General features: G+C 63.4%; 25 protein-coding genes. 14 read left to right on the top strand and 11 right to left on the bottom strand.

Annotated elements, in window-relative coordinates; genetic code table 11:
- Nucleotides 1-1,953: an oxidoreductase gene (locus AC5PZ0_RS10345; protein WP_493854847.1), complete on the bottom strand. Its 1,953-nt coding sequence runs from the start codon at nt 1,951-1,953 to the stop codon at nt 1-3.
- Between the two features lie 177 nt (nt 1,954-2,130).
- Between AC5PZ0_RS10345 and AC5PZ0_RS10340 the strand changes: the two genes are divergently transcribed.
- The 6 genes from AC5PZ0_RS10340 to AC5PZ0_RS10315 all read left to right on the top strand — a co-directional run bounded on the left by AC5PZ0_RS10340 (nt 2,131) and on the right by AC5PZ0_RS10315 (nt 6,160).
- Nucleotides 2,131-3,174, top strand: a complete 1,044-nt coding sequence (locus AC5PZ0_RS10340) for an ABC transporter substrate-binding protein (RefSeq protein ID WP_265968128.1) — start codon at nt 2,131-2,133, stop codon at nt 3,172-3,174.
- 41 nt (nt 3,175-3,215) lie between these two features.
- Complete coding sequence (locus AC5PZ0_RS10335) at nt 3,216-3,971, top strand: class II aldolase/adducin family protein (RefSeq protein ID WP_099429527.1); 756 nt, start codon at nt 3,216-3,218, stop codon at nt 3,969-3,971.
- Nucleotides 3,972-4,112: 141 nt separating this feature from the next.
- Complete coding sequence (locus tag AC5PZ0_RS10330; protein WP_099429526.1) at nt 4,113-5,000, top strand: EamA family transporter; 888 nt, start codon at nt 4,113-4,115, stop codon at nt 4,998-5,000.
- A 61-nt stretch (nt 5,001-5,061) separates the two neighbouring features.
- Entirely contained in the window at nt 5,062-5,382 is a 321-nt protein-coding gene (locus AC5PZ0_RS10325; protein WP_027594788.1) for a YbjQ family protein, read from the top strand.
- A gap of 139 nt (nt 5,383-5,521) precedes the next feature.
- Entirely contained in the window at nt 5,522-5,710 is a 189-nt protein-coding gene (locus AC5PZ0_RS10320) for a hypothetical protein (RefSeq protein ID WP_027594789.1), read from the top strand.
- 144 nt (nt 5,711-5,854) lie between these two features.
- Nucleotides 5,855-6,160, top strand: a complete 306-nt coding sequence (locus AC5PZ0_RS10315; protein ID WP_027594790.1) for a hypothetical protein — start codon at nt 5,855-5,857, stop codon at nt 6,158-6,160.
- Between the two features lie 46 nt (nt 6,161-6,206).
- Here AC5PZ0_RS10315 and AC5PZ0_RS10310 read toward each other — a convergent pair whose 3' ends face one another.
- Together AC5PZ0_RS10310 and ampC are read right to left on the bottom strand one after the other, a co-directional pair.
- Complete coding sequence (locus tag AC5PZ0_RS10310) at nt 6,207-6,539, bottom strand: hypothetical protein (protein ID WP_027594791.1); 333 nt, start codon at nt 6,537-6,539, stop codon at nt 6,207-6,209.
- 324 nt (nt 6,540-6,863) lie between these two features.
- On the bottom strand, nt 6,864-8,006 hold the full coding sequence (ampC, locus tag AC5PZ0_RS10305) for a class C beta-lactamase (RefSeq protein WP_099429525.1): 1,143 nt from the start codon (nt 8,004-8,006) through the stop codon (nt 6,864-6,866).
- 119 nt (nt 8,007-8,125) lie between these two features.
- Between ampC and AC5PZ0_RS10300 the strand changes: the two genes are divergently transcribed.
- Nucleotides 8,126-9,118 (top strand): bile acid:sodium symporter family protein, encoded by a 993-nt coding sequence (locus AC5PZ0_RS10300; protein WP_099429524.1) that lies wholly within the window; start codon nt 8,126-8,128, stop codon nt 9,116-9,118.
- A gap of 195 nt (nt 9,119-9,313) precedes the next feature.
- On the opposite strand, the gene AC5PZ0_RS10295 is transcribed toward AC5PZ0_RS10300, so the two are convergent.
- On the bottom strand, nt 9,314-9,907 hold the full coding sequence (locus AC5PZ0_RS10295; protein WP_027594794.1) for an eCIS core domain-containing protein: 594 nt from the start codon (nt 9,905-9,907) through the stop codon (nt 9,314-9,316).
- Nucleotides 9,894-10,457: a TetR/AcrR family transcriptional regulator gene (locus tag AC5PZ0_RS10290; protein ID WP_274883714.1), complete on the bottom strand. Its 564-nt coding sequence runs from the start codon at nt 10,455-10,457 to the stop codon at nt 9,894-9,896. Before AC5PZ0_RS10290 ends, AC5PZ0_RS10295 begins: the two co-directional genes overlap by 14 nt.
- 89 nt (nt 10,458-10,546) lie before the next feature.
- On the opposite strand from AC5PZ0_RS10290, the gene AC5PZ0_RS10285 reads away from it, so the two are divergent.
- Both AC5PZ0_RS10285 and AC5PZ0_RS10280 read left to right on the top strand, forming a co-directional pair.
- On the top strand, nt 10,547-11,278 hold the full coding sequence (locus AC5PZ0_RS10285) for an SDR family oxidoreductase (protein WP_027594796.1): 732 nt from the start codon (nt 10,547-10,549) through the stop codon (nt 11,276-11,278).
- 29 nt (nt 11,279-11,307) lie between these two features.
- Entirely contained in the window at nt 11,308-11,922 is a 615-nt protein-coding gene (locus AC5PZ0_RS10280; RefSeq protein ID WP_186702697.1) for a 2-hydroxychromene-2-carboxylate isomerase, read from the top strand.
- On the opposite strand, the gene AC5PZ0_RS10275 is transcribed toward AC5PZ0_RS10280, so the two are convergent.
- The 5 genes from AC5PZ0_RS10275 to AC5PZ0_RS10255 form a co-directional block, all read right to left on the bottom strand.
- On the bottom strand, nt 11,895-12,194 hold the full coding sequence (locus tag AC5PZ0_RS10275; RefSeq protein WP_493854846.1) for a DUF7693 family protein: 300 nt from the start codon (nt 12,192-12,194) through the stop codon (nt 11,895-11,897). The two genes, AC5PZ0_RS10280 and AC5PZ0_RS10275, sit on opposite strands and share 28 nt — an antisense overlap.
- Nucleotides 12,195-12,196: 2 nt before the next feature.
- On the bottom strand, nt 12,197-12,742 hold the full coding sequence (locus AC5PZ0_RS10270) for a cupin domain-containing protein (RefSeq protein ID WP_027594799.1): 546 nt from the start codon (nt 12,740-12,742) through the stop codon (nt 12,197-12,199).
- 79 nt (nt 12,743-12,821) lie between these two features.
- The gene (locus AC5PZ0_RS10265; RefSeq protein ID WP_493854845.1) at nt 12,822-14,027 is read right to left on the bottom strand and encodes an MFS transporter; all 1,206 of its coding nucleotides are present in this window, start codon (nt 14,025-14,027) and stop codon (nt 12,822-12,824) included.
- 85 nt (nt 14,028-14,112) lie between these two features.
- Entirely contained in the window at nt 14,113-14,646 is a 534-nt protein-coding gene (locus AC5PZ0_RS10260) for a cytochrome b (protein WP_493854844.1), read from the bottom strand.
- Complete coding sequence (locus AC5PZ0_RS10255) at nt 14,643-15,695, bottom strand: catalase family peroxidase (RefSeq protein WP_493854843.1); 1,053 nt, start codon at nt 15,693-15,695, stop codon at nt 14,643-14,645. Before AC5PZ0_RS10255 ends, AC5PZ0_RS10260 begins: the two co-directional genes overlap by 4 nt.
- 124 nt (nt 15,696-15,819) lie before the next feature.
- Here AC5PZ0_RS10255 and AC5PZ0_RS10250 point away from each other — a divergent pair, with 124 nt between their 5' ends.
- Nucleotides 15,820-16,341, top strand: a complete 522-nt coding sequence (locus tag AC5PZ0_RS10250) for a sigma-70 family RNA polymerase sigma factor (RefSeq protein WP_027594803.1) — start codon at nt 15,820-15,822, stop codon at nt 16,339-16,341.
- On the top strand, nt 16,338-17,090 hold the full coding sequence (locus tag AC5PZ0_RS10245) for an anti-sigma factor family protein (protein ID WP_493854842.1): 753 nt from the start codon (nt 16,338-16,340) through the stop codon (nt 17,088-17,090). Before AC5PZ0_RS10250 ends, AC5PZ0_RS10245 begins: the two co-directional genes overlap by 4 nt.
- A 334-nt stretch (nt 17,091-17,424) precedes the next feature.
- On the opposite strand, the gene xthA is transcribed toward AC5PZ0_RS10245, so the two are convergent.
- On the bottom strand, nt 17,425-18,237 hold the full coding sequence (gene xthA, locus AC5PZ0_RS10240) for an exodeoxyribonuclease III (RefSeq protein WP_027594805.1): 813 nt from the start codon (nt 18,235-18,237) through the stop codon (nt 17,425-17,427).
- A 163-nt stretch (nt 18,238-18,400) separates the two neighbouring features.
- On the opposite strand from xthA, the gene AC5PZ0_RS10235 reads away from it, so the two are divergent.
- The 3 genes from AC5PZ0_RS10235 to AC5PZ0_RS10225 are packed head-to-tail and all read left to right on the top strand — an operon-like array spanning nt 18,401 to nt 24,516.
- Entirely contained in the window at nt 18,401-19,051 is a 651-nt protein-coding gene (locus AC5PZ0_RS10235; protein WP_027594806.1) for a GNAT family N-acetyltransferase, read from the top strand.
- 51 nt (nt 19,052-19,102) lie between these two features.
- Nucleotides 19,103-20,845, top strand: a complete 1,743-nt coding sequence (locus AC5PZ0_RS10230) for an autotransporter assembly complex protein TamA (RefSeq protein ID WP_027594807.1) — start codon at nt 19,103-19,105, stop codon at nt 20,843-20,845.
- The gene (locus tag AC5PZ0_RS10225; protein WP_493854841.1) at nt 20,842-24,516 is read left to right on the top strand and encodes a translocation/assembly module TamB domain-containing protein; all 3,675 of its coding nucleotides are present in this window, start codon (nt 20,842-20,844) and stop codon (nt 24,514-24,516) included. Before AC5PZ0_RS10230 ends, AC5PZ0_RS10225 begins: the two co-directional genes overlap by 4 nt.
- The last annotated feature ends 1 nt before the right edge of the window (nt 24,517 follow it).

Here is a 24,517-nt window from a genome sequence, read left to right as displayed (position 1 = left end):
TCAGAGCGCCCAGGCAACCGTCAGGCCATCGTGAATTGCCTCCTCGGCGGTACGCGGTGCCAGGCAGTCGCCGATGCGCCGAACTTCGACCAGGCCGGCCAGCTCCGAAGCCAAGGTGTCGTTTGGCTGGTGGCCCAGGCACAGCACCAAGGTGTCGATGCCTTCGAAGATCATCGGTTCGCCGCTGGCCGTGTGCTGCAAGTACACGGTGTTGTCGTCGCAGCCATAGAGGCGGGCGTAGGGCGTGATGGGAATACCCAGGCGGTGCAGCTCGCCAGCCAGTTGATCGCGTACGTACAGCGGCAGGTTCTCGCCGCAATGGGTGCCGTTCACCGCCAATTGCACCTGATGCCCTTCGCGCGTCAGTCGCTCGGCGATACCCGGGCCGATCCAGTCGCAACGCCAGTCGATGACCAGGACCGAGCGCCCTGGGGTGACCTCGTTGCGCAGGATTTGCCAGGCATCCACTACCTGCAGTTCGCCGGCGCGTTCGAATGCCGGCCAGTAGGGCGTGGCGCCGGTGGCGGCAATCACCAGGTCGGGCCGCTCGCGCTCGACCAGTGCGCGGTCGACCCGCGTGTTGCGCACCACCTCCACGCCGGCCAAGGCCATTTCCCGTTGCAGGTTGGTGCTGGCGCCGCCGAATTCGCTGCGCCGGGGCAGCAGTTGTGCCAGCAGCACCTGGCCACCCAGTTGCGGGCCGGCCTCATACAGGGTGACGTGGTGGCCGCGCGCGGCGGCGACGGTGGCCGCTTTCATGCCTGCGGGGCCGCCGCCTGCAACCAGGATGCGCTTGGGAGCTGGGGTGGGCGTCATCTGGCCGTACTGCAGTTCGCGGCCGGTTTCTGGGCGCTGAATGCAGGAAATCGCCAGGCCGCGGTGAAAATGCCCGATGCATGCCTGGTTGCAGGCAATGCAGGCGCGCACGTCCTCAACCCGGCCATGCTCGGTCTTGGTCGGCATCAGCGGGTCGCAGATCAGTGCGCGGGTCATGCCACACACGTCGGCCTGGCCACGCGCCAGGATCAGCTCGGCCTCTTGGGGTTGGTTGATGCGCCCAGTAACGAACAACGGAATGGCCAGGCGCTGCTTGAACGTGCCGGCTTCGCGCGCCAGGTAGGCCGGCTCGATGGCCATGGGCGGGACGATATGCACCGCGCCCCCCAGGGACGCCGAGGTGCCGGCGACGATGTGCAGGTAGTCGAGCTGGCTTTGCAACGCTTCGGCGGCCGCCAGCGACTCGTCTTCGCTCAGGCCTTCACTGTCACGCTCGTCGGCGCTGATGCGCAGGCCGACGATGAAGTGTTCGTCGGTCGCGGCGCGCACCGCCGCCAAAACTTCGCGCAGAAACCTCAGGCGCTGCTCCAGGCCGCCGTTGTAACCATCGGTGCGCAGGTTGACCCGAGGATTGAGAAACTGCGCAGGCAGGTAACCATGGCTGGCGACCACTTCGACGCCATCCAGCCCCGCCTGGTGCAGGCGGCGGGCGGCGCTGGCATAGCCCTGGATGATGTCATCGATCATCGGCTGGTCCAGCGCGCGCGGCATCACCCGGAAGCGCTCGTTGGGCACCGACGAGGCCGAATAGGCCACTGCCAGCAAGCCGTCGGCAGATTCCATGATCTCCCGCCCCGGGTGAAACAGCTGCGACAGCACCACGGTGCCGTGTTCATGGCAGGCCTCGGCCAGGCGCCGGTAGCCGTCAATGCAGGCATCGTCGGTGGCCATCAGCACGTGGGAGGTGTAGCGGGCGCTGTCATGCACACCGGCCACCTGCAGCACAATCAGGCCAACCCCACCGGCGGCGCGGTCACGCTGGTAAGCGATGAGCTTGTCGTTGACCAGGTTGTCGGTGGGCAGGCACGTGTCGTGGCCCGTGGACATGATGCGGTTCTTCAACCGTTTGCCGCGAATCTGCAAGGTTTCGAACAGGTGGGGAAAGGCAGTTTGCATACGGGCGGCTCCGGTGCGGTGTTGTTCTTGTTTTGTTTATGAAAGTGTACCGCCAGTAAAAAATCAACTTGTTTTTTTACTGGTGCGCGGCTAGGTTTTCTTCACCCTCACTGGTGAGGGCGTGACCTCACAACAACAAGAAATCGGGCCCTTGGGCACCGGCAGGAGGAAACCTCGATGCATGCATTCCCTCGCAGAACCCACCTTTGCGCAGCGCTTCTGGCCCTTGGCTTGGGCAGTGCGCACGCTGCGCCGCAGATGGTCGTGGTCGGTTATGGCGGCGCTGGTCAGAAAGCCCAGGACGAGGCGATCTTCAAGCCTTTCAGTGCCCAGGACGGCAGCAAGTTGATCCAGAGCGAATACAACGGCGAAATGGCCCGTATCCAGGTCATGGCCGATACCGGCAACGTCGATTGGGACGTGGTGCAGATCGAGGGGCCCGACCTGATGCGCGGCTGTGAGGAGGGCATCTATGAGCGGCTGGACTGGCAGCGCCTGGGCCATGCTGCCGAGCTGATACCGGATGCCGCGCAGGACTGCGGTTCTGCCGCCCTGGTGTGGAGCGTGGCGATTGCCTACGACCGCAACAAGCTGGCTCAAGCCCCCGCTTCATGGGCAGACTTCTGGGACGTCAGCAAGTACCCAGGCAAACGTGGCCTGCGCAAGCGTGCGGTGTACAACCTGGAGTTCGCCTTGCTGGCTGATGGGGTCAAGGTCGAGGACGTGTACACGGTGCTGTCAACGCCAGCCGGGGTCGACCGCGCGTTTGCCAAACTCACTGAGCTCAAGCCCTATATCCAGTGGTGGGACGCGGGTGCCCAGCCGGCCCAGTGGCTGACCGCCGGCGATGTGGTGATGACGTCTACCTACAGCGGCCGCATCGCGGTGGCAGCGCAGCAGGGCAGCCCGCTGGCATTGGTCTGGCCGGGCAGCCTGTATGGCATGGACTATTGGGCGATCATCAAGGGCTCGCGGCATGTCGACCAGGCCAAGCGGCTGATCGCCTATGCCAACCAGCCTGATACCCAGGTGCGTTACGTCGAGCAGATCCCCTATGGGCCGACCAACACCCAGGCAGCGGCCAGGCTCGCCCCGGGGCTGGCCGGCTGGGTGCCAACCTCGCCACAGAACCTGCAGGGGGCGCTGGCGATGAACGTGGAGTTCTGGGTCGACCATGGCGAAGAGCTGGAGCAGCGATTCAATGCCTGGGCTACCAAGTAGCCTAGTGTTCACAGCTGCCTTTCTAACAGGATGAACGAGAAATGACCCCTACCGAACAGACCCTGCGTCAGGAGCTGGCGGCCTGCTACCGCCTGGTCGCTCACTTTCGCATGAGCGACCTGATCTTCACGCACATCTCGCTGCGCGTGCCTGGGCCGGAGCACCACTTTCTGATCAACCCCTACGGCTTGCTGTTCGACGAGATCACAGCCTCCAGCCTGGTGAAGATCGACTTGCATGGGCAGCCAGTCGAGGCGACCCCACACCCGGTCAACCCGGCCGGGTTCGTCATCCACAGTGCTATTCATGCGGCTCGCGAAGACGCCCACTGCGTGCTGCACACCCACACCCGGGCCGGGTGTGCGGTGGCGGCACTGGAATGTGGCCTGCTGCCGGTCAACCAGATGTCCATGGAGTTTCATGGCAAGGTTGCCTACCACGATTACGAAGGCATCGCCCTGGACCTGGATGAGCAACAGCGCTTGGTGGCCGACTTGGGTGACCGGCCGGTGATGATCCTGCGTAATCATGGGTTGCTGACCACCGGGCGTTCTGTGGCCGAAGCCTTCTTGCGCATGTACTACCTGGAAAAAGCCTGCGAGATCCAGTTGGCGGCGCAGAGTGCCGGGCAATTGATAATGCCGCCGGCCGCCGTGTGTGAGCGTACCGAGCAGCAGTTCAATGCGCCACTGAAGGGCTTGAAGCAGGGCGAACTGTCGGACCCGGATGCAGTAGGGCTGGCGTGGGGCGCGCTACTGCGGATGCTGGAGCGGGTGGCGCCGGGTTACCGCGACTGATGGTTGAATACCACGGCGTATGAAGACTGCAACAGTGACACTGTTGCGCAACCCTGCGCCCTAACTGTGCTGGTCCCTGGAAAAGGAATAGCCTTATGCTGTAACGAAATATGTCTAGAAAGCCTGAAGAAGGATGTCGCAATGCCGCTCAAGGACCTGCTGATCGCCCTGGTGGTGATTGTTGCGTGGGGAGTCAACTTCGTGGTCATCAAGGTCGGCCTGGATGGCCTGCCGCCGATGCTGCTGGGGGCGTTGCGCTTCTTGTTGGTGGCCTTCCCGGCGGTGTTGCTGGTGAAGCGGCCCAAGCTGCCCTGGCGCTGGCTGATCGCTTATGGCGCGACGATCTCCTTGGGGCAGTTCGCCTTCTTGTTCCAGGCCATGTACAGCGGTATGCCGCCGGGGTTGGCGTCGTTGATCCTGCAATCCCAGGCATTCTTCACCTTGGGTTTCGCTGCGTTGTTCCTGGGTGAGCGGTTGCGCCTTGCCAGCCTGCTGGGGCTGCTGGTGGCGGCTAGCGGGTTGGCGTTGATCGGCAGTGAAGACGGCGGCCATGTGCCGATGTTTGCGCTGTTGCTGACCCTGTGCGCGGGCGCGATGTGGGGCGTGGGCAACATCATCACGCGGCGTTTCGGGTCGGTCGACCTGGTGGCGCTGGTGATCTGGGGCGGGCTGATTCCACCGTTGCCGTTTTTGGCTTTGTCGTGGTGGCTGGAAGGGCCTGAGCGCATCGGGCACGCCTTGGCCAACATCGGTTGGAACTCGGTACTGGCGTTAGCGTACCTGGCATTCGTCGCCACCATGCTCGGCTACAGCCTGTGGAGCAAGCTGTTGTCGCGTCACCCGGCGGGCAAGGTCGCGCCATTCTCGCTGCTGGTACCCGTGATTGGCTTGAGCTCCTCGGCCTGGTTGCTGGGGGAACGCCTGACCGTGTTGCAGGGGTGGGGCGCGTTGCTGGTGATGGTCGGGCTGCTGGTGAATGTGTTTGGCGCGAAGATCGGCCAGCGGTTACGTGCGGCCAGCGTCTCCTGACGCCGGGCTGCCAGTGCTCTGTTAGAATTGGCGCTTTTCGCCAGGCCAACGGAGCACTTTCATGATCATCTCCACCACCAGCCAGCTCGAAGGCCGTCCGATTGCCGACTACCTGGGCGTCGTCAGTTCTGAGTCCGTGCAGGGCATCAACTTTGTGCGGGATTTTTTCGCGCGTTTCCGCGACTTCTTCGGTGGCCGCTCACAAACCCTGGAGAGCGCACTGCGCGAGGCCCGCGAACAGGCTACCGAAGAGTTGAAAGCGCGCGCACGGCAGTTGAATGCTGATGCCGTAGTCGGTGTGGATTTCGAAATCAGCATGCCATCGGTGCAGGGTGGCATGGTCGTGGTGTTCGCCACCGGCACGGCAGTCCGCCTGAAGTAAGGCCATGTGCCACTGGTCGGGCGTAAAGCGTTTGGCCAGGCAGTCTGCAAATGACCAGCTAGTCTCACTTTTACCGGCCGCGTTCACCTAGGCATTCCATCTGCTTGCCGGCGCGACCGCCACTGGAGGGAGACTGGGCATGAGCGAATCCTTTTTTGAAGACCTGAACGACGCATTCCCGATCAACAGCCAGGTGCGTTGCGGCCAGTCGGCATTCCGTCTGGGCTTCGCCAACATGACGCTGGATGATTCGGAACAGCTTCAGCCTGCACATCTGCAGCGCACCAAGAAGGGCCGCTTCATGCCGCGGGTTCCGCTGAAAAAGTGATCCCGCTCCAGCAACCCCGCCAAACGGCGGGGTTTTTATTGCCATTCGTTGACGCTGCTCATGGCATCGCTGGGTTGCGCTCGCAGGGCTTGCGAAGATGTGGTTTTCTGGCGCGGCATTTCAGCAAACGGAGATTCAACGCTCATGCGAGTCAGGGAAGAGACCTATTGGCAGTGGGCCGACGCTCAACTGCACAGCCGCAGCCACGATGAAGCACTCAGTGACGGCACCACGCTGGATGTGCAGGTGCGGTTGTCGCGCCTCGGCGCCACCCAGTTGTTCCTCGGTGTGTACGCCGGCAATGGCCGGGCAGTGCTGGAAGAGTATTACCCCTCGCGCCCTGGCGAGACCATGACCCGTGCGCTGGTCTGGGGTGTCGAGCGGGCCCGGGCACTGGCTACCGGCGCCTTGCCGCTGCCAGCCATGGCGCAACCGCGCAGGCGCGCATGAAAAAGCCCGGCCTTTTGGGGCCGGGCTTGAGGGTGCGGGTAGCCACTCAGTTGAGCGGTTCGATCACCTTGACTGCCTGCCGCTCACGGGCGGCGGGCCATTCTTGTTGCAGGGTCTGCAGCACGCGGCCAACGAACTCGGTGTCGGCAGCGGCCTTCTTGCCGACGTAGCCTTGGCCACGACGGTAGACCTTGAAGCGTGCACGCATGCTGGGCAGGTGCTCTTCGAATTCAGCTTCGATGGTGTTCGGTGGCAGGCGGTCGAGACGCACCTCACCGGTCTGGCTCACCCACAGCAGATGGTCGTCGAGGCTGTCCTTGCGCACGGCGAACAGCTGGGCCAATTGGTCGATTGTGGGATTGTTGTTCAAGTTCATCATAAAGCCCCCATTACCCATTCGTAGGTGATTTTCACAGTTGGCGCTACCACGGTGTAGCGCACTACCAAGGCTGCTACAGCAGCATCGCAACAGGGGCTTTCACACGCTGCCTTTTGGACAGTTCCCTCTCCACGGACGGCCTGCGTTACCGCGCAAGCCGTCTGGAACACCCTTGCCACCGCTCCCGATCGGGGAGACGACTCAATGATGCCCAAGCGCGATGAATGGCGTCAACAGTTTTGTAGTGAATATTTTTAGGCACTACATTTTTGTCATGTTGTTCGACAATCCAGCGGCTGGCCGGCGTAAAACCGGCCGTTGCCTTTACAGCCCCTCAAGAATCTGGAAGGCCGCACGCACGCGGGCTTCGTTGGGATAATTACGATTGGCCAGCAACACCACGGCCATGTTTTTGGCAGGAATAAAAGCGGCGTACGCGCCAAAACCGCTGGTTGCGCCGGTCTTGTTGTACCAGGCCTCACGCAGGGCAGGGCTGGCAGGGACGAGGCGGGTGGTGGCCTGAGGCTCACGGATCAGGCGAGGGCTGTTGCCATCGATCAAGGTGCCTAGCGCAACCGGATAAGGGTAATGCTCCCAGCCAAGGCCTTGGGTCATGGCGCCGACCTGGAAGTAGCCCTTATGGGTGATCGCGATGGCGTTTTGCAGTGCAGCGGGCAGGCCGTCTGGTTTCATCTGCAGGCGCACGTAGCGCAGCATGTCGCTGGCGCTGGTCTTGATGCCATAGGCTTCATCGGCATAAGGGCCTGGGCTGACGCGTACCGGGCGGTCTTCTGCGTCGTAGCCTTGGGCATAAAGCCCTTGGGCGCTGGCGGGCACCTGCAGGTAGGTGTGTTTCAGGCCCAGTTGCACCAGCAGGCCCTGGCTCATCAGCTCCGCGAAGGGGCGCTGCTGCGCGCGTGCCGCCAAATCGCCGAACAGGCCCAGGCTCGGGTTGGAATAGCAGCGCTGGGTGCCCGGCGCGGCGCGAGGCTTCCAGTGGCGGAAGAAGTCCACGACCTGTTGCGGCGTCTGCACTTCATCGGGGAATTGCAACGGTAGGCAATCGGCGCTGTAGGCCCCCAGTTCCAGCACGCTGGCGTCTCCCAGTGGCACCCCGGCCAGTGCGGGCTGATAGCGTTTTGCCGGGGCCTGAAGGTCTAGTTTGCCTTCGGCGCTGGCCAGGGCAGCGAGGGTAGCCGTGTAGGTCTTGCTCAACGAGCCGACCTCGAACAGGGTGTCTTGGGTAACCGGCGTGCCCTCGGCCTTGCTGGCCACGCCATAGTTGAAATAGTGCGCCTGGCCGTGGGCGTACACCGCCACGGCCATGCCGGCGATGCCTTGCTCTTGCATCAGTGTGCGAATGAGGGGGTCGACGCGTGCTTGCAGCGTGTCGTCAGCCTGAGCGGCTGCGTGGCCCATGGCGAATGTGATGGCGGCAGTCAGTGCGGCCAGGCGAGGGAGCAACATGGGCAGGTCCTTTGTGGGGTTGTGTCCGTTCATCGACACCTGTGGGGGTTCCGGCGTTAGCGAAGAAAAGCCGCAGACCTTATCGTCTGCCCTTGCACAATGACAAGACGGAACCTGTGATGAAGTATTTGCGGATGTTATTCGACAATTTCACCCTGGCGTTGCTCGGGGTGGTGCTGATCGCCACCGTGCTGCCCTGCTCGGGTGACGGTGCAGTGTATTTTGGCTGGCTGACCAACCTGGCCATCGGCCTGCTGTTCTTCCTGCACGGCGCCAAGTTGTCGCGCGAAGCGATCATCGCCGGGGCCGGGCACTGGCGCCTGCACGCGTTGGTGTTCTCCTGCACCTTTGTACTGTTCCCCCTGCTGGGGTTGGCGTTCAAGCCCCTGTTCGTGCCATTGGTTGGCAATGAGCTGTACCTGGGCGTGCTGTACCTGTGTGCATTGCCGGCCACTGTGCAGTCAGCCATCGCGTTCACCTCCCTGGCCCGCGGCAACGTGCCGGCCGCCATTTGCAGCGCTGCCGCTTCGAGCCTGCTGGGCATCTTCCTCACGCCGCTGCTGGTGATGATGTTGCTGGGCGCCAGCGGTGACACTGGGTCGGGGTTGGATGCCGTACTGAAAATCACCTTGCAGCTGCTGGTGCCCTTTGTGGCCGGGCAGATCGCACGCCGCTGGATCGGCGCATGGGTCAAGCGCAACGCGCGCTGGCTCAAGGTCGTGGACCAGGGGTCGATCCTGCTGGTGGTGTACACCGCGTTCAGTGAAGCGGTGGTGACGGGCCTGTGGCACACGGTATCGCCACAGCACCTGGCGGGGCTGTTCGTGGTCTGCGGGATTTTGTTGGCGGTGGTGCTGTATGGCACCCGTTTCCTTGGCAAGGTGCTGGGCTTTGACCTTGAAGACCGCATCACCATTCTGTTCGCCGGTTCGAAGAAGAGCCTGGCGACCGGCGTGCCGATGGCTCAGGTGCTGTTTGTGGGCAGTGGCATTGGCGCGATGATTTTGCCGCTGATGCTGTTCCATCAGATCCAGCTGATGGTGTGCGCGGTGCTGGCGCAGCGTTATGCCAGCCGTGAGGATGTGGGTGAGAAGGCCCCTGTATCTTCCTGATAGACAAGGGGTATACCTACTGCTGACTGTGTGAGAGCAACTGTCTTCTGGTGCGTGTTCCGGTCTCTTCGCGGGCAAGTCGGACCGCCGCACCGCCGCTCCCACAGGTAATTGCGCAGGCTCGAACCTTGTGATCTTCAACAAATATCTAATAAGTCAGGTAGTTATGTGTTGTTCTTGAGGTTTTTTGTCACATCACCGGGCCTGGCCGGAGCTGCGCGCTCTTAACGCCTTGGCAACCTCCGCCTCTATCTTGTAGGCCGGGCCTTCCAGCTCATTGAAGTCACGCGTGTAGCGCCGGGCGAACTCATCGACGCCTAATGCCTGGTACTGCTGCACGTGCTTGAGCTCGTGCGCCCACAGCGCCACATTGTCTTCAGCATCGCTGGCATGGCGGAAGATGATCGTGTCGATCAGTGTCACGGCATTCACATCGGGGTTTTGCAGCATCGCGTTGGCTGCGCTCATCTGCTGTTCATCGCCAACCCTGAAGCGCGCGGCATCGAGCACGGCAAAGTCATACCAGGGTTCGAGCTGGGCACGGATGTGTAGCGGGATCGGCTCACTGCCGCTGGCGCTGGCTTCGTCACGGGCCTGGCGCAACGCGTAGGCCAGGCTGGTTGAGGCCATGGTTTCGACGTCCTTGAGGATCTGCCCGGCCTGGCCTGGGTCGACCGGCGCACAGAAACAGCCCATCAGGCAGACTTGGTACTGGCCCGGGGGGCAGGTCTGTTCAGCAAACACGGGCACGCTCAAAAACAAGCCAAGCAACAGGTTAACGGCTTTCATTCAAGGCCTTTTCGACGAAGCTGCGGCTGGCATCGAGTACTTCGGACTGCACGACTTCGCTGGCGAGCATGCGCCCGATCAGCAACGCCCCGACGCACTGGCTGATCAACACCCAGGCCAGTTGTTCATCCTCCAGTGTTGTGCTCCAGGCTTTGTGCAACTCGACCAGCCAATGTTCGGCCACCTCACGCACCGGTTGATCTGCCCGGGCGATTTCCACCCCAAGCGGCGGCAAGGGGCAGCCCCCTTCGGCATTGTGCAGGTGGGCCAGGCTCAGGTACTGCTGCAGGCAACGGCCAAGGCGCTCGCGGCTGGCACCTTGATTGGCCAGGCGCGCCAGCGGGCTGTTGCACAGCTCCTGGCGAACGACTTCGGTGAACAGGTCATCTTTGGAAGGGAAGTGATTGTAAAAGGCACCGCCGGTCAGCCCGATGGCTTTCATCAGCCCGGCTACGCCAGTGCTGGTGAAACCGCCGCGTTTGGCCAGTGCACCGCTGGTGGCCAGCAGCTTTTCGCGGGTTTGTTGCTTGTGGTCGCTGGTATAGCGCATTCAATTGCCTCTGCGCGCTTGGCTTGACGATGGGGGCGATCATAACATAGCGTTCGTTTACTAAACGATCATTCACCAAAGGGGCGCACATGACTCAACCACAAAAAGTAGTGCTGGTGATCGGCGCAGGGGATGCCACGGGGGGCGAGATCGCCAAGCGCTTCGCGCGGGAGGGCTACGTGGCCTGCGTCACTCGCCGTCAGGCGGACAAGCTGCAACCGCTGCTGGACGAGATCCGCGCCGAAGGTGGCCAGGCCCATGGCTTTGGCTCCGATGCGCGTAAGGAGGAAGAGGTGGCCGCGCTGGTTGAGACCATCGAGCGTGATATTGGCCCGATCGAGGCGTTTGTCTTCAATATCGGCGCCAATGTGCCTTGCAGCATTCTCGACGAAACGCCGCGTAAATACTTCAAGATTTGGGAGATGGCCTGTTTTGCCGGGTTTCTGACAGCGCAGGCGGTGGCTCGGCGCATGGTGGTGCGTGAGCGCGGCACGATTCTGTTCACAGGCGCTACTGCAGGTACCCGTGGCGCTGCTGGCTTTGCCGCATTCGCCGGTGCCAAGCATGGCCTGCGGGCGCTGGCCCAGAGCATGGCGCGTGAGCTGGGGCCGCGCAATATCCATGTCGCCCATGTAGTGGTGGATGGGGCAATCGATACCGCGTTCATCCGCGACAGTTTCCCCGAGCGCTACGCCCTTAAGGACCAGGATGGCATCCTCGCCCCGGCCCATATTGCCGACAGCTATTGGTTCCTCCACGCCCAACCGCGAGATGCCTGGACATTCGAACTGGACCTGCGCCCCTGGATGGAACGCTGGTAAGCCCCCCTCATCGACCAAGGACCGAACCCATGACCAAGACCGTCGAATTCTTCTTTGACCTCGGCAGCCCCGCCAGTTACCTGGCGTGGACCCAGCTGCCGGGTATCTGTGACCGCCATGGCGCGGCGCTGCATTATCGGCCCATGCTGTTGGGTGGGGTTTTCCAGGCCACCGGCAATGCCTCGCCGGCAATGATCCCAGCCAAGGGCCGCTACATGTTTACCGACCTTGCACGCTTCGCAGCGCGCTATGGTGTGCCGTTTGGGCTTCCACCGGGCTTCCCGATGAATACCCTGATGCTGATGCGCGGTGTAATCGGCACACAGTTGCAAGCACCGGAACGCTTCGAGGCACTGTTGCGGGCATTGTTCAACGGCCTGTGGGCCGAGCGACGCAACCTGGGGGACGCGGCGGTGTTGCAGCAGACGCTGGAACAGGCCGGCTTTGACCTTGCCGCGCTCACTGCCCTGGCGGGCGACGCGCAGGTGAAGGCGGCCCTGAAGCAGGCGACCGAGGAAGCCGTTGCGCGCGGTGTATTTGGTGCGCCGACCTGTTTTGTCGGTGATGAGATGTTCTTTGGGCAAGACCGCCTGGATTTTGTCGAGGACGCGCTGCGTCAACCGGCCAGGCGCGCTTCCAGCTGAGTACGTTCCCACAGGCTGAGCAGGTCGGTGGGGTTGGTGCCGTAGCGGTGCCAGTCTTCAAGGCCGGCCTGATCACCGTTGGGGGCCACGCACTGGACGCATTGAGCAAGGCCTTCGGCATCCACGGCCAGGGTCAACTGCCAGCCTTCGATCAGCACATCGACCAGCCCTTCGGCGCGCTGGGCGGTGATGTGCAAGGGGTGGACGCCCAGGGCTGCGTCACGCAAGCGCTGATACGCGGCCCGTGTGTTCACGGTGCCTGGGCGGCTCACGGTCAGAAGTTCGCCGGGGTGTTGGCGCTGATGATTTCGGCCTCATCCTGGCCAATGTTCTTGAAGCTGTGCGGCAGGGTAGTGGGGATGTAGTAGCCATCACCCGAATTGAGCACGCTTACCTGGCCATCGACCCACAGTTCGACGGTGCCGCGGGTGACCAGGCCGCACTCTTCGCCTTCTGCATGCACGATCGGCTCGCCCGAATCGGCGCCGGGTGCATACAGTTCACGCAGCATGCGCATCTGACGGGCCTCGACACTGGCACCCACCAACAGCATGCGCAGGCCGTTACGGCCCAAGTCTGGCTGCTCGCTGGCGCGGAACACGAAGCGCTCTTCCCGCACCGGCTCGTCGAAGCTGAAAAACTCCGCCAAGCTCATCGGGATCCCTTCGAGCAGTTTTTTCAGGGAGCTGACCGAAGGGCTGACGCGGTTCTGTTCGATCTGCGAGATCGTCGAGTTGGTCAGCCCGCTGCGGCGGGCCAGTTCCCGTTGGGAGAGGTTGTTGCGTTCACGCACCAGTTTGAGTCGCGTCCCCGTGTCCATAGCCGCCTTGTAATCAGAGGTGTCAAAAATAATGAGCGACGCATTAAAACACACTCTGCACGCTTGCGCGCTGTGCTTATCAGGCACGTGGTTCGCGTGGCATCGGCCATAGCCCGACCAGCAGCAACAGCGCGGCTACCGCCAGGAACGGCAAGCGTGGGTCCAGGGCATACACCAGGGTGCCGGCCAGTGGCCCAATTACTGCGCCCATGCCTTGGGCGGCGCCGATCGAGCCCGCTGTGGCGCCTTGTTCCGAGGCCTGCATGGCATTGGCCGCCAGCGCCGAAAACGCCGGGAACACAAAGCCCATGCCGGCCGCAGCGACGAAGAAGCACGCCCACAGCCAGGGCGCGGTGGTCGCCAGTGCACCGCAGGCAAAGCCCACGGCCGACACGCTGGCGCCCACCCGGATCATCTTCAGCGGCGGCCATTCCAGTTGGCGCAGCACAACTTGGGCCAGGATCAGCGCCACACCGACCGTGGTCAGGGCAATGCCGGCGACCTGAGCCGCGTCAGCCGGGCCCAACTGCAAGCGGTCCAGGGCGAAAAACCCGACAATGATCTGTGACACGGTGACGCTAAGCATGGCGCTGAAGGCCACCAGCAAAGGCCGGCGCAGCCGGGGGTCGCTCAGTTGCACAGGGCTGGGCGCATGGGTGTGCGCCAGCGCTTGTGGCTTGAGTGTGAACAGCAACACGAAGAACGCGGTGGCCGGCAGCAGCGACATGAGGTGGAACGGCAGGCTCAGGCTGTAGCGCGCGAGCAGTGCGGCCAGTGCTGGGCCCAGCACCAGGCCGACCGCGTTTGCCGCGCCCAGTGAGGCCATGGCGCGGGCTCGGCGCTGCGGTTCGACATGGTCGGCGATCAGTGCATTGCAAGCCACTGGAATGGCGGCATAGAAGGCGCCGATGCAGCCGCGTGCGAGCATGAGGCCGATAAAGGCCAGGGTTGCGCCCGGCATCCAGCGCAGCGCGCCTTCGACGAACACGCACAACAGCCAGTAGGCCACGGTGAAGCCTGCGCTTCCCAGCAGCAGCACGCGGCGGCGGCCGAGCCGGTCAGCGGCGCGGCCCCACGGGCGTGCCAGCAGCACCCAGACCACCCCGGCGACGGTAACGGCGGCACCGGACTGCCAGGTGGCCATGCCGAGCTGGCGAGCGATTGGGCCTATGAGGGCAACGAAGGCCATCATCGACATGGTGCAGGCCATGTTGGCCAGCAGCAGTGGGCGTAAGTCCAGCGTGCTGGCAGGCACGAGAGTGGCAGGATCCTTTGCGACGTTCATGGGCAGTCCAGAGAAGTTCAGCGATAAGTGCGCCGATCTTAGTAAGAATTATTATCGATTGTCGAACGCCCTGAACCGCACCGGCTTATTCGCTGCGACGCAGGGGGCCAGGCCACATGCTACGCAAGACGCCGTCGCGGCGCACCAAGGCGTGCATCAGCGCTGCGCCCAGGTGCACCAGGATCGTCGTGAACAGCAGGTAGCCAGCCCAGCCGTGGGCTTGTCGCAGCACGGCATACAGCTGCAGGTCGTGGGGGGCGATTGCCGGCAATTGCAGGGGCCGCGGGTAGCCGCCGGCCGACAGCATGGCCCAGCCCAGCAGTGGCATGGCCAGCATCAGGCCATAGAGCAGCACATGCGAGGCACCGGCGGCGAACCGCTGCAGCGGTGGCAGGTCGCGTGGCAGCGATGGGTGTGGCAAGGCTAAACGCAGGCCGATACGCAACACCACCAGTACCAGCAAGGCCAGGCCAGTGGCCTTGTGCAGGCTGAGCAATACGGGGTGGCGCAGTGACAGGTCGCTGACCATGCTCACACCAATGAACAACATGGCCACAATCAACACCGCCATCAGCCAGTGCAGCAGGCGGGCGAGGGGGTGGAAGGCTTCAGGTTTCATGGGCGGGCTCCAGTGCCGAGCGATTCACGGCTGCGGCGGTTGAACGATTCCGAATAGGCGGCGGATCGGGCGGCCAGAATCGGGTCGGCAGAGGCTTCGATGCCGTGGGGCAGGATCAGCGGGTCGAAATTAAGGTCGCGACAAGCACCTTGCTCAGGCGCGTCGACCTGTTCGAGCACAAGCGTGCCGGCGTCTACGCTGCGCCGTTGCGCAGGCCATGGGCTGGCCGGGTTGTCCACGGCGTCGCCAGGCTCGGCCAGGACCAGGCGCAGGGTCCAGCGCAGCGGCCCTTGGGCCAGGCGCTGTTGCAGGTCGTGCTGCAGGTATTGTTTGTCGTCCACCTGGCCTGGCAGGGCGGTGAACGGGGTTTGCGGCTCCAGTTGCCAACGTACCGGCTGTGCCGCGCCGGCGGCGTCGATCAGGCGGAAGGCATTGATGCTGTGATACTGGGTACTGGCGAAACTGTTGCTTGGCTTGTAGCTCGCCGCCCACTGGCGGAACGCCGCGCTTTCGGGGTGGGCGGCAAAAAACGCTTGTTGCCTGGCCGGGTCCGGTTTGCCAGTGGCAGGGTCTGGCGTACTGGCCAGGACTTGTTCATAGAACGCCTGCGGCGTACCCACCGCCAGCACCGGCGGGTTGTTCATGCCAGTACGCCAGACTTGCCCATCGTCAGTGCTGAGCTGAAGCGCCAGGCTGCGCACAGGGATTGCCGTGTCCGGCGCGAACGGGTTGGCGCCGCCAATGGCAAAACGGCCGATAACCGGCACGCGTGCCTGGCTGAACACGCGGGCCGTGGACAGGCTGGCAGCCTGCCCGCTGGCCTGGAAGTAGCCCGAGACACAGAGGCCTTTTGCGTGGTTCTTGCGGTAGCCTGGGTAGTGCCCGGCCTGGGCCTCGAAGGTGTCGATGATGCGCTTTGGCGTCAATTCAGGTGCGCCGATCCAGCCGGCGGCATAGGCAAAGCCTGCGCCGGCAGCCAGCATGACAGCGCCGATGGCCGCCAGGCGCAGGGCCTTGGCGGGGCCGTGCAAAGGTGAGTTCATGATCATCGTCCGGTTCTGTGAAGGTGCCGGTACGACGCTGCAGGGAAAAACTTATTCCCTCGGCGGGAATAGATTTTGTTACCGGGCGTCTGCCTCTTACACTGACAACCCCAGAGGCCGGGACATAGCCATGCACGATCTGGACGAACACCAGTGGCGCGAGCTGCTGGCACGTTTGCGCCGCTTTGCCTTGTGGTTGACGCGCGAATCGGGCAGCGCCGACGACCTGGTGCAGGCCACCGTCGAGCGAGCCTTGAGCCGCCAGGGCCAGCAACGTGAAGCTGAGGCGCTGCGCGCCTGGCTGTTCACCATCCTTTATCGGCTGTTTCTTGACGGCAAACGCCGCGACCGCCTGCATGCCCGTTGGCTGTCCTGGTTCGGCCGCGCCGAGGTGGAAAGCGAGCCCGTTGGCGGCAATATCGAAGACATCGTGCTGGCCCAGGCCGACCTGCGTGCCTTCGCTCGGCTGTCGGCCGAGCAGCGTGCTTTGCTGCTGCTGGTGAGCATCGAAGGTTTGAGTTACAAAGAGGCCGCCCAGGCCTTGGGCATCCCTATCGGTACCGTGATGTCGCGCTTGTCGCGCGCCCGCAATGCCTTGCGCGAACTGACCGAGGGCAACCCTCAACCCCCGGCCTTGCGGAGACTGAAATGACACGCCTGATCCCCACTGAAGATGAGTTGCATGCCTACATCGATGAGCGCCTGACGCCTGCCCGCCGGGCAGAGGTAAAGGTTTGGCTGGCGGCCAACCCGCAGGAAGCGGCGCGGGTCGAGGGCTGGCGCGGCGATGCGCGGCGGCTGCGTGTGGCACTCGCCGGCCTGAGTGAGCAGCCGGGGGGGTCGCAGCTAGATCTGGGCCAATTAAAGCAGCGGCTGCGCCAGCGTCGTCAACGGCGTTGGGCATCGGCGGCAGTGCTCGTGCTGGCGATTGGTGTGGGTGGTTTGGGCGGTTGGCAGGCGCGGGATGCGATGTTGGCCAGGGTCGATCTGCCCATGGCCGATGCGGTCCAGGCTCATCGGCTGTTTGCCGGTAGCGAGGCGCTGGATATCCAGGCCAGCGACCCGACTCAATTGCGTGACTGGTTGGGGCGCCATTTTAGCCGGGTAGGCCAGTTGCCGGACCTGGCGGGTTACGGTTTCAGGCCGGTGGGCGCGCGGTTGCTCAGCAACGAGCAAGGGCCTGCGGCGCTCCTGGTGTTTCAGGATGGCAAAGGGGAACGCATCAGCCTGTTTCTGCGTTCGCCGGGTGAGCGTTATGAACGCATGCCCGAGGGGCAGCGGGTTGATGGGCAACTGGAGGCACGGTACTGGTCGCATGGGGCGTATAACTTTGCGTTGGTCAGTGCGGCGGACGATACGCGTGGGGCGGGGGTAGGGGAGGCGTTGCGGTTGGGGTTGTAGGGTGATGGTGATGATTTGGTTGAGTGGATGTGGGCAGCCAGGTGTAGGGCATTGGATTTTTATCGCCCGTGAGATCGAGCGCCGCCCGCGCGGCGCTTCGCAGCACAAGGCTGCTCCCACATCTGTTTCGGGCCAGTAACGCCTGTAGCAACGCGCGCGTCCGCCTTGTTTGTTTCACACGATATCGAGGTGGGCGCCAAAGGGCCGCGCGCCTCTGTCTCAGGCCTGATTGGCCCGAAAAAAATGTAGGAGCAGCCTTGTGCTGCGAAGCGCCGCGCGGGCGGCGCTCGATCTCACAGGCGCTATAACTCCAATGCCTTACACCTGACTAGGGTCAGCTCAACTCCAGCCAGATCGGCGCATGGTCCGACGGCTTTTCCATCCCGCGCAACTCATAATCCACACCCGCCGCCTTGATCCGTGGCACCAGGTGCTGCGACGCCATGATCAGGTCGATGCGCAGGCCACGCTTGGGTTCATCCTCGAAACCGCGGCTGCGGTAGTCGAACCAGCTGAAGCGGTCGGCCACGTCCGGGTGCAGGTGGCGGAAACTGTCGACCAGGCCCCAGCCTTTAAGGCGCTCCATCCATTCGCGCTCTTCCGGCAGGAAGCTGCATTTACCGGTCTTGAGCCAACGTTTGGCGTTGTCCGGGCCGATGCCGATGTCGCAGTCCTGGGGCGAGATGTTCATATCGCCCATCACCAGCACCGGCTGGTCGTTGCGGAACTGGTTTTCGAGCAGGGCCTGCAGGTCGCTGTAGAAGCGCTGCTTGGCCGGGAATTTGGTGGGGTGGTCGCGGCTTTCACCCTGGGGGAAGTAGCCGTTCATGATGGTGATCGGGTTGCCGTCGGCATCGGCGAAGGTGCCCCAGATGAAGCGGCGCTGGGCGTCTTCCTCATCGGTGGCAAAACCCTTGTGCAGGCTCAGCGGTGCCTGGCGCGACAGCAAGGCGACGCCATAGTGGCCTTTCTGGCCGTGGTAATGCACGTGGTAGCCCAGTGCCTGGACATCGGCCAGAGGGAACTGATCGTCGCTGACCTTGGTTTCCTGCAGGCCGATCACGTCAGGCTGATGCTTGTCGATCAGCGCCGCCAGCTGATGCGGGCGAGCTCGCAGGCCGTTGATGTTGAAACAGACGATCTTCATGGAAAGACAATCCCGGTAAAAGCCGCGATGCTAGCCGACATCGCGCGTCATCACCAGCATGGCGGGTTCGGGGTGCTGCTGCTAACGTGCTGTAGGGGCTGAACGATGCGCGGTGGAGCACACTCCAAGGCATTGCAAGCCCATTCCAGGAGGACTGCCCGCAATGCCCGAAACCACTGCCACGCCGGCGCGTATCTGCCAACTCGACGACGGCTACAGCCGTGAGGCGCGTTCGCTGCTGTACAACGCCTACCGCCATGAACCTACCTTTGCTTACATTTTCGAGGCGCAGCGCCCAGGCTATGAGCGCCGCCTGCGCGTGATGGTGCGTGAATGGGTCCGCCAGCACTTTTACCTGCAACTGCCGGCCATTGGCCTGTTGCTGGATGACCGCTTGATTGCCCTGGCCCTGATCGTGCCGCCGCTGCGCAGGCTGGGGGTGGCCGACAGCTGGGCCTGGCGTTTGCGCATGATGCTGGGTACCGGCCTGCGCTGCACGCGACGCTACATGGACTACCAGGCCGCATTGGCCAGTTGCTTGCCTACAGACCAAGTGCACGTCTTGCCTCTACTGGGCGTGCACCCGCAATTTCAGGGGCGCCAGTACGGCGAGCAATTGTTACAAGCTGTGCATGACTGGTGCGCGGAAGACCCCAGCACCCAGGGCGTGGTGCTGGACACCGGCAATGAGCACTACCTGGCGTTCTACCAGCGTCAGGGCTATGAAGAAATTGGCGAGGTTGCCGTAGGGCCGATCCGAGAAAGGGTGTTCTTCCATCCCAACCCCGTGTCTTCAACTTCCGCTTTTGCCTGACAAGCCGCCAGACGGCTCCCTTGAGCGCCCGGCTCTGGTAGCATGCCCCGCATGACGTATTCAGGAAGATTAACCTGGGGCCTGGTTTTCTGGGTCGCCAGTTTCGCAGCATGGGGCCAGAGCGAGTTGCTGGTGAAGGTAAAACCAGCCAACAAAGCGCTCAAGGCCAATGTCGAAGGCTATATCGGCAACTTGGGTGACCGCGATGAAGAAGCGCTGCTGCGCTTCAGTCGCGGGGCTCAGGAGCAGGCGCGCAAAGCCGCGCAGGCACTTGGCTACTATCAAGCCCAGATCGATACCGAGGTCAAGCCTCCCGCCAAAGCCGACCAAGCCCCACAATTGATAATCCAGATCGCCCCCGGCGAGCCTGTGCGCCTGCGCAACGTGACGGTGCGCATCGAAGGGCCTGCCAGTGAGATGAAGGCGTTTCGGGTGCCCGACAGCAAGGCACTGCGCGCTGGGGAGCAGCTTAACCATGGGCTTTACGAAGATGCCAAACGGCTGATCCAGAACCAGGCTTCACGCTATGGCTTCTTCGCCGGCCGCTTCAGCCGCCAACGCCTGGCGGTCGACCCCCAGGCCGGCGTGGCCGACATCGAACTGGTCTACCAAAGCGGCCCTCGCTACCGCCTGGGCGCGGTCAAGTTTGGTGGTGATACACCGCTGGATGAAGACCTGCTGCAGCGCATGGTCTCGTTCAAGCCAGGCACGCCCTATGACTCCGAGCTGATTGCCGAACTCAACAACGACCTGCAATCGAGTGGTTACTTCGAAGGTGTGCGGGTAGACGCCGCGCCGACTGCCGCCGTGGGCGAGGACATCCCGGTGGAGGTCCGCCTGGAAACCCGCAAACCACGCACCATGGGCCTGGGCTTGGGCTTCTCGACTGACGTCGGCCCCCGTGGCAAGGCCAACTGGACGCGACACTGGGTCAACCCTCAGGGCCACAGCTACGGCTGGGAAACCGAACTGTCGGCACCTCGGCAGAACGTCGGCCTGTGGTATGACGTGCCGCTCGACCCGCCGCTGACCGACAAACTGCGCTTTGCCGGTGGTTACCAGAACGAGGAACTCGCCGGTACCGACACCCTCAGCAAGCTGCTCACCGTCGGGCCAGAATGGCACAGCAAGTTGCCCAGTGGTTGGCAGCGGGTCATCTCGCTCAAGTACCAGCGTGAAGAGTACCGCCTGGGCGATGACTCGGGGCTGAGCAACTTGCTGATGCCGGGCGTCAGCTTCTCGTACCTGCGCAGCGACAACCGCATTGACCCGCACAATGGCTACCGCCTGCAGTTCGATACCCAGGTGGCGAAGGAAGGCCTGGTCTCCGACACCAACCTGCTGCACGGGAACGTGCTGCTCAAGGGCCTGACCACGCTTGGCCATAACCATCGCTTCCTCGGCCGAGTGCAATTCGGCGGCAGCGCCACCAACGGCTACAAGAACAACATCCCGCCATCGCTGCGCTTCTTCGCCGGTGGCGACCAGAGCGTGCGTGGCTATGACTACCAGACCTTGTCGCCGAAAAACAGCGACGGCGACCGCATCGGTGGCCGCTACCTGGTGGCTGGCAGCGTCGAGTACCAGTACTCACTGACTGAAAAGTGGCGCGTGGCAACCTTTGTCGATCAGGGCAACTCGTTCAACACCTTCGAGCTGCCAAGCCTGAAGACTGGGGTGGGCATTGGTGTGCGTTGGGTTTCACCGGTCGGGCCACTGCGCCTGGACCTTGCCAAGGCCCTCGATGACGAGGGCGGTATTCGCCTGCACTTCTCCATGGGGCCTGAGCTGTGACACGTGTGTTCAAATTCGTACTGCTGGGCGTGCTCGGCGGGGTAGTGGCCGTGGGCCTGGCGCTGGGCGTGCTGGTGGGGACCGAAAGCGGCAGCCGCTGGGCACTGGCCAGGGTGCCGGGGTTGCAGGTCGCTGACTTCCAAGGGCGCCTGGCGGGCAGTTGGCAAGCCAGCCAGCTGAGCTGGGTGGAGGGCGGTAATCGGGTCGAGGTGCAGGCACCGCTGTTGACATGGTCGCCCGGGTGCCTGCTGCGTGCCACCTTGTGTATCGATCAACTGCAGGCGCAGCGCATCGACATGGCGTTTGCACCCAGCGATGCACCGGCTGAAAGCGGCCCGCTGCAACTCCCGGCCCTGCGCTTGCCGGTCGCCATCGAGCTGGGCGAGGTCAAGATCGGCCAACTGCGACTCGACGGCAGCGACCTGCTGGGTGATGTGCAACTGGCCGCCCACTGGACCCAAACGGGCATGCGCATCGACCGCCTGCATCTGCAGCGCGATGACCTGCGCCTGGACCTGCAAGGCGACCTGCAACCTGAGGGCGATTGGCCGCTGCAGCTGCAAGGGCAAGTTCAGCTGCCTTCGGTAGAGGGTAAAAGCTGGAAACTGGCGTTGACCGCGCAAGGCGAGCTGCAGAAAACCCTCACTCTCGAAGGCACCAGCTCGGGTTACCTCGATGCACGGCTGAACGGTGAGCTACAAGCGTTGGCCGAGCACCTGCCGGCAACGCTGCAGATCCGTTCCGACGCTTTCAAACCAACCGGGTCGCTGCCGGACACCCTGCAGTTCAATCAGCTTGAGCTCAATGCCAAAGGTGATTTGCTCAAGGGCTATAAATTGTCGGGCTCGGCCAGTTTGCCGGCTGAGCAGTCACCGATTGCCTTGGTCCTGTCCGGGCGGGTGGATAGCAAAGGGGCCAAGGTCGATGCCCTGGACCTCAACGCCAGCGATAACCAGCGGCTGAAGCTGCAGGCCAGTGCCGACTGGCAACAGGGCCTGACAGCCGATGCCCAGCTCGATTGGCTGGACTTCCCGTGGTTGCGCCTGTACCCGCTGGAGACGCCGCCTGACGTCACGCTCAAGCAATTCAATGCCCAGGTCCACTACCGCGATGGCAACTATCAAGGCACCTTCAAGGGTGATCTCGACGGCCCGGCGGGGGCGTTTTCCCTGGCCAGCCCGTTCGAAGGTGATTTGAACCAGGTGAAACTGCCGCAGCTGGCGCTTAGCGCTGGGCAAGGCAAGGCCGAAGGCAGCGTCGCGGTGCGCTTCGCCGATACGCTGGCGTGGGATGTCGACCTGCAGCTCTCGGCGCTCGACCCCGCGTATTGGCTTGCCGAACTGCCCGGCACCCTGGCCGGGCCGCTGCGCAGCAAAGGTGAAATGAAGGGGGATGCACTCAAGCTCGATGCCCAGCTCGACCTTAAAGGCCGCCTGCGCGGGCAGCCGGCAGTGCTCAAGGTCGAAGCCCAAGGGGCTGGGGAAAGCTGGACGCTCGGAGCCTTGGCTATCCAGCTGGGTGACAACCGCATCAATGGCAGTGGCAGCCTGCAACAGCGGCTGGCCGGGCGCGTGGATCTCGACTTGCCGCGTTTGGGGCAGCTATGGCCCAGGCTGCAAGGGCAGGTCAAGGGCCGGCTGGACGTCGCCGGGACCTTGAAGGCGCCCCAAGGTACGCTCACTTTGCAGGGCCAACAGCTGGCGCAGGCCGAAAACCGTATTCAGCGCCTGGACCTGGACGCACGCCTGGACAGCGCCCAACGTGGTGTGATCGACCTCAAGGCCGGCGGCATCCAACTCGGTGACACCGCACTGGGCACCTTGCAGGCCGATGGCAAAGGTGACATTCGCCAGCAAGCCCTGACCCTGGCGCTCGACGGCCCGCAGCTCAAGCTGGACCTGGGTCTGGACGGCCAGTTGAACAAAGGCGATTGGCGTGGTCGCCTTGCCAGTGGCCGAATCCAGGCCGGAGGCCAGGATTGGCAGTTGCAGGCGCCGGCACGCCTGCAGCGATTGGCCAGCGGCCAGCTGGATTTTGGCGCCCATTGCTGGCGTTCCGGCCAGGCCAGCCTGTGTGGTGATGACCAGCGCCTGGCGCCTGAGCCGCGCTTGCGCTACCACCTTAAACAGTTCCCGCTGGACAGCCTGGCCCAGTGGCTGCCAAAGGACTTTGCCTGGCAGGGCCTGCTGAATGCCGACGTCAACCTGGATATCCCGGCCAGCGGCCCGAAAGGCAACATTGTTGTCGACGCCAGTGGCGGCACCTTGCGCGTGCGCGACAAGGGGCGCTGGATCGATTTCCCTTATCAGGCGCTGCGCCTGGACAGCACCCTGGCACCTCGCCGCATCGACACCCGCTTGAATTTCCGGGGTGAGCGCCTGGGCGAACTGAGCCTGAATGCCCGCCTCGACCCCTTGGGCAAGAACAAGCCATTGTCGGGCGATTTCCGCCTGGCGGGCCTGGACCTGTCCGTCGCCCGACCGTTCGTGCCCATGGTCGAACGCCTGGCCGGGCAGTTGAATGGCAGCGGAAATTTGTCGGGTACGCTGCTGGCACCGCAGGTCAACGGCAACCTGGTACTGAGCCAGGGCGAGGTCAGTGGTGCCGAACTGCCGGTTAGCCTCCAAGACCTCTCGCTGCAGGCTACGATCGCGGGTGAACAGGTCCAGCTCAACGGCGGTTGGCGCAGCGGCGAAGCGGGGCGCGGGCAACTGTCCGGTAATCTGACTTGGGGCCAGGCCTTGGGCATGGACCTGCGTTTGCAGGGGCAACAATTGCCGGTGACGGTTGAGCCCTATGCGACGCTGGAAGTCGCCCCGGACCTGAACCTGCGCCTGGTCGACGACAAGCTGGCGATAACCGGCAAGGTGCAGGTGCCAAAAGGCAAGATCACGGTACGCGAGCTGCCGCCCTCGACGGTGAAGGTGTCTGATGACACCGTCATCGTTGGCCATCAGACCGAAGAGGGCAAGCCGCCCATGGCGATGGCCATGGACATCGATGTCGATGTCGGGCGCGAAAAGCTGTCGTTCAAAGGCTTTGGCCTCACGGCCAACCTGTTGGGCCACGTGCATATCGGCGACAACCTCGATACCCGCGGTGAACTGAGCCTGGCCGATGGTCGTTACCGCGCCTACGGGCAGCGCCTGACCATACGCCGGGCGCGCTTGCTGTTTGCCGGCCCGCTCGACCAGCCGTACCTGGACATCGAAGCGATTCGCAAAGTCGATGATGTGATTGCCGGTATTCGCTTGAGCGGCAGTGCCGAGCAGCCCACCACGCAGGTGTTCTCCGAACCTGCCATGAGCCAGGAACAGGCGCTGTCGTACCTGGTGCTGGGTCGCCCTTTGGGCACGTCGGGTGAGGACAACAACATGCTCGCCGAGGCCGCGTTGGGCTTGGGCTTGGCAGGCAGTGCCGGCATTACCGGCAGCCTGGCATCGAGCCTGGGTATCGATGATTTCCAGTTGGATACCGAAGGCTCAGGCAATACCACCAGTGTGGTCGCCAGCGGCAACCTGACCGAGAAGCTGAGCTTGCGTTACGGGGTAGGGGTGTTCGAGCCTGCCAACACCATCGCGTTGCGCTACAAGTTGAGCCGGATGGTGTACCTGGAGGCTGCCAGCGGCTTGGCAAGCTCGCTGGACATCTTCTACAAACGGGACTTCTGAT

It is taken from the genome of Pseudomonas sp. 5.2 (assembly GCF_059025405.1).
The sequence above is the reverse complement of the archived record's forward strand: the minus strand, read 5'-3'. Positions and strand labels throughout refer to the sequence as shown.

What these genes read in the sequence shown, in the direction of transcription:
- AC5PZ0_RS10345 (WP_493854847.1), bottom strand. Translation starts at nt 1,953, where the DNA reads ATGCAAACTGCCTTTCCCCACCTGTTCGAAACCTTGCAGATTCGCGGC.
- AC5PZ0_RS10340 (WP_265968128.1), top strand. Translation starts at nt 2,131, where the DNA reads ATGCATGCATTCCCTCGCAGAACCCACCTTTGCGCAGCGCTTCTGGCC.
- AC5PZ0_RS10335 (WP_099429527.1), top strand. Translation starts at nt 3,216, where the DNA reads ATGACCCCTACCGAACAGACCCTGCGTCAGGAGCTGGCGGCCTGCTAC.
- AC5PZ0_RS10330 (WP_099429526.1), top strand. Translation starts at nt 4,113, where the DNA reads ATGCCGCTCAAGGACCTGCTGATCGCCCTGGTGGTGATTGTTGCGTGG.
- AC5PZ0_RS10325 (WP_027594788.1), top strand. Translation starts at nt 5,062, where the DNA reads ATGATCATCTCCACCACCAGCCAGCTCGAAGGCCGTCCGATTGCCGAC.
- AC5PZ0_RS10320 (WP_027594789.1), top strand. Translation starts at nt 5,522, where the DNA reads ATGAGCGAATCCTTTTTTGAAGACCTGAACGACGCATTCCCGATCAAC.
- AC5PZ0_RS10315 (WP_027594790.1), top strand. Translation starts at nt 5,855, where the DNA reads ATGCGAGTCAGGGAAGAGACCTATTGGCAGTGGGCCGACGCTCAACTG.
- AC5PZ0_RS10310 (WP_027594791.1), bottom strand. Translation starts at nt 6,539, where the DNA reads ATGATGAACTTGAACAACAATCCCACAATCGACCAATTGGCCCAGCTG.
- ampC (WP_099429525.1), bottom strand. Translation starts at nt 8,006, where the DNA reads ATGTTGCTCCCTCGCCTGGCCGCACTGACTGCCGCCATCACATTCGCC.
- AC5PZ0_RS10300 (WP_099429524.1), top strand. Translation starts at nt 8,126, where the DNA reads ATGAAGTATTTGCGGATGTTATTCGACAATTTCACCCTGGCGTTGCTC.
- AC5PZ0_RS10295 (WP_027594794.1), bottom strand. Translation starts at nt 9,907, where the DNA reads ATGAAAGCCGTTAACCTGTTGCTTGGCTTGTTTTTGAGCGTGCCCGTG.
- AC5PZ0_RS10290 (WP_274883714.1), bottom strand. Translation starts at nt 10,457, where the DNA reads ATGCGCTATACCAGCGACCACAAGCAACAAACCCGCGAAAAGCTGCTG.
- AC5PZ0_RS10285 (WP_027594796.1), top strand. Translation starts at nt 10,547, where the DNA reads ATGACTCAACCACAAAAAGTAGTGCTGGTGATCGGCGCAGGGGATGCC.
- AC5PZ0_RS10280 (WP_186702697.1), top strand. Translation starts at nt 11,308, where the DNA reads ATGACCAAGACCGTCGAATTCTTCTTTGACCTCGGCAGCCCCGCCAGT.
- AC5PZ0_RS10270 (WP_027594799.1), bottom strand. Translation starts at nt 12,742, where the DNA reads ATGGACACGGGGACGCGACTCAAACTGGTGCGTGAACGCAACAACCTC.
- AC5PZ0_RS10265 (WP_493854845.1), bottom strand. Translation starts at nt 14,027, where the DNA reads ATGAACGTCGCAAAGGATCCTGCCACTCTCGTGCCTGCCAGCACGCTG.
- AC5PZ0_RS10260 (WP_493854844.1), bottom strand. Translation starts at nt 14,646, where the DNA reads ATGAAACCTGAAGCCTTCCACCCCCTCGCCCGCCTGCTGCACTGGCTG.
- AC5PZ0_RS10255 (WP_493854843.1), bottom strand. Translation starts at nt 15,695, where the DNA reads ATGATCATGAACTCACCTTTGCACGGCCCCGCCAAGGCCCTGCGCCTG.
- AC5PZ0_RS10250 (WP_027594803.1), top strand. Translation starts at nt 15,820, where the DNA reads ATGCACGATCTGGACGAACACCAGTGGCGCGAGCTGCTGGCACGTTTG.
- AC5PZ0_RS10245 (WP_493854842.1), top strand. Translation starts at nt 16,338, where the DNA reads ATGACACGCCTGATCCCCACTGAAGATGAGTTGCATGCCTACATCGAT.
- xthA (WP_027594805.1), bottom strand. Translation starts at nt 18,237, where the DNA reads ATGAAGATCGTCTGTTTCAACATCAACGGCCTGCGAGCTCGCCCGCAT.
- AC5PZ0_RS10235 (WP_027594806.1), top strand. Translation starts at nt 18,401, where the DNA reads ATGCCCGAAACCACTGCCACGCCGGCGCGTATCTGCCAACTCGACGAC.
- AC5PZ0_RS10230 (WP_027594807.1), top strand. Translation starts at nt 19,103, where the DNA reads ATGACGTATTCAGGAAGATTAACCTGGGGCCTGGTTTTCTGGGTCGCC.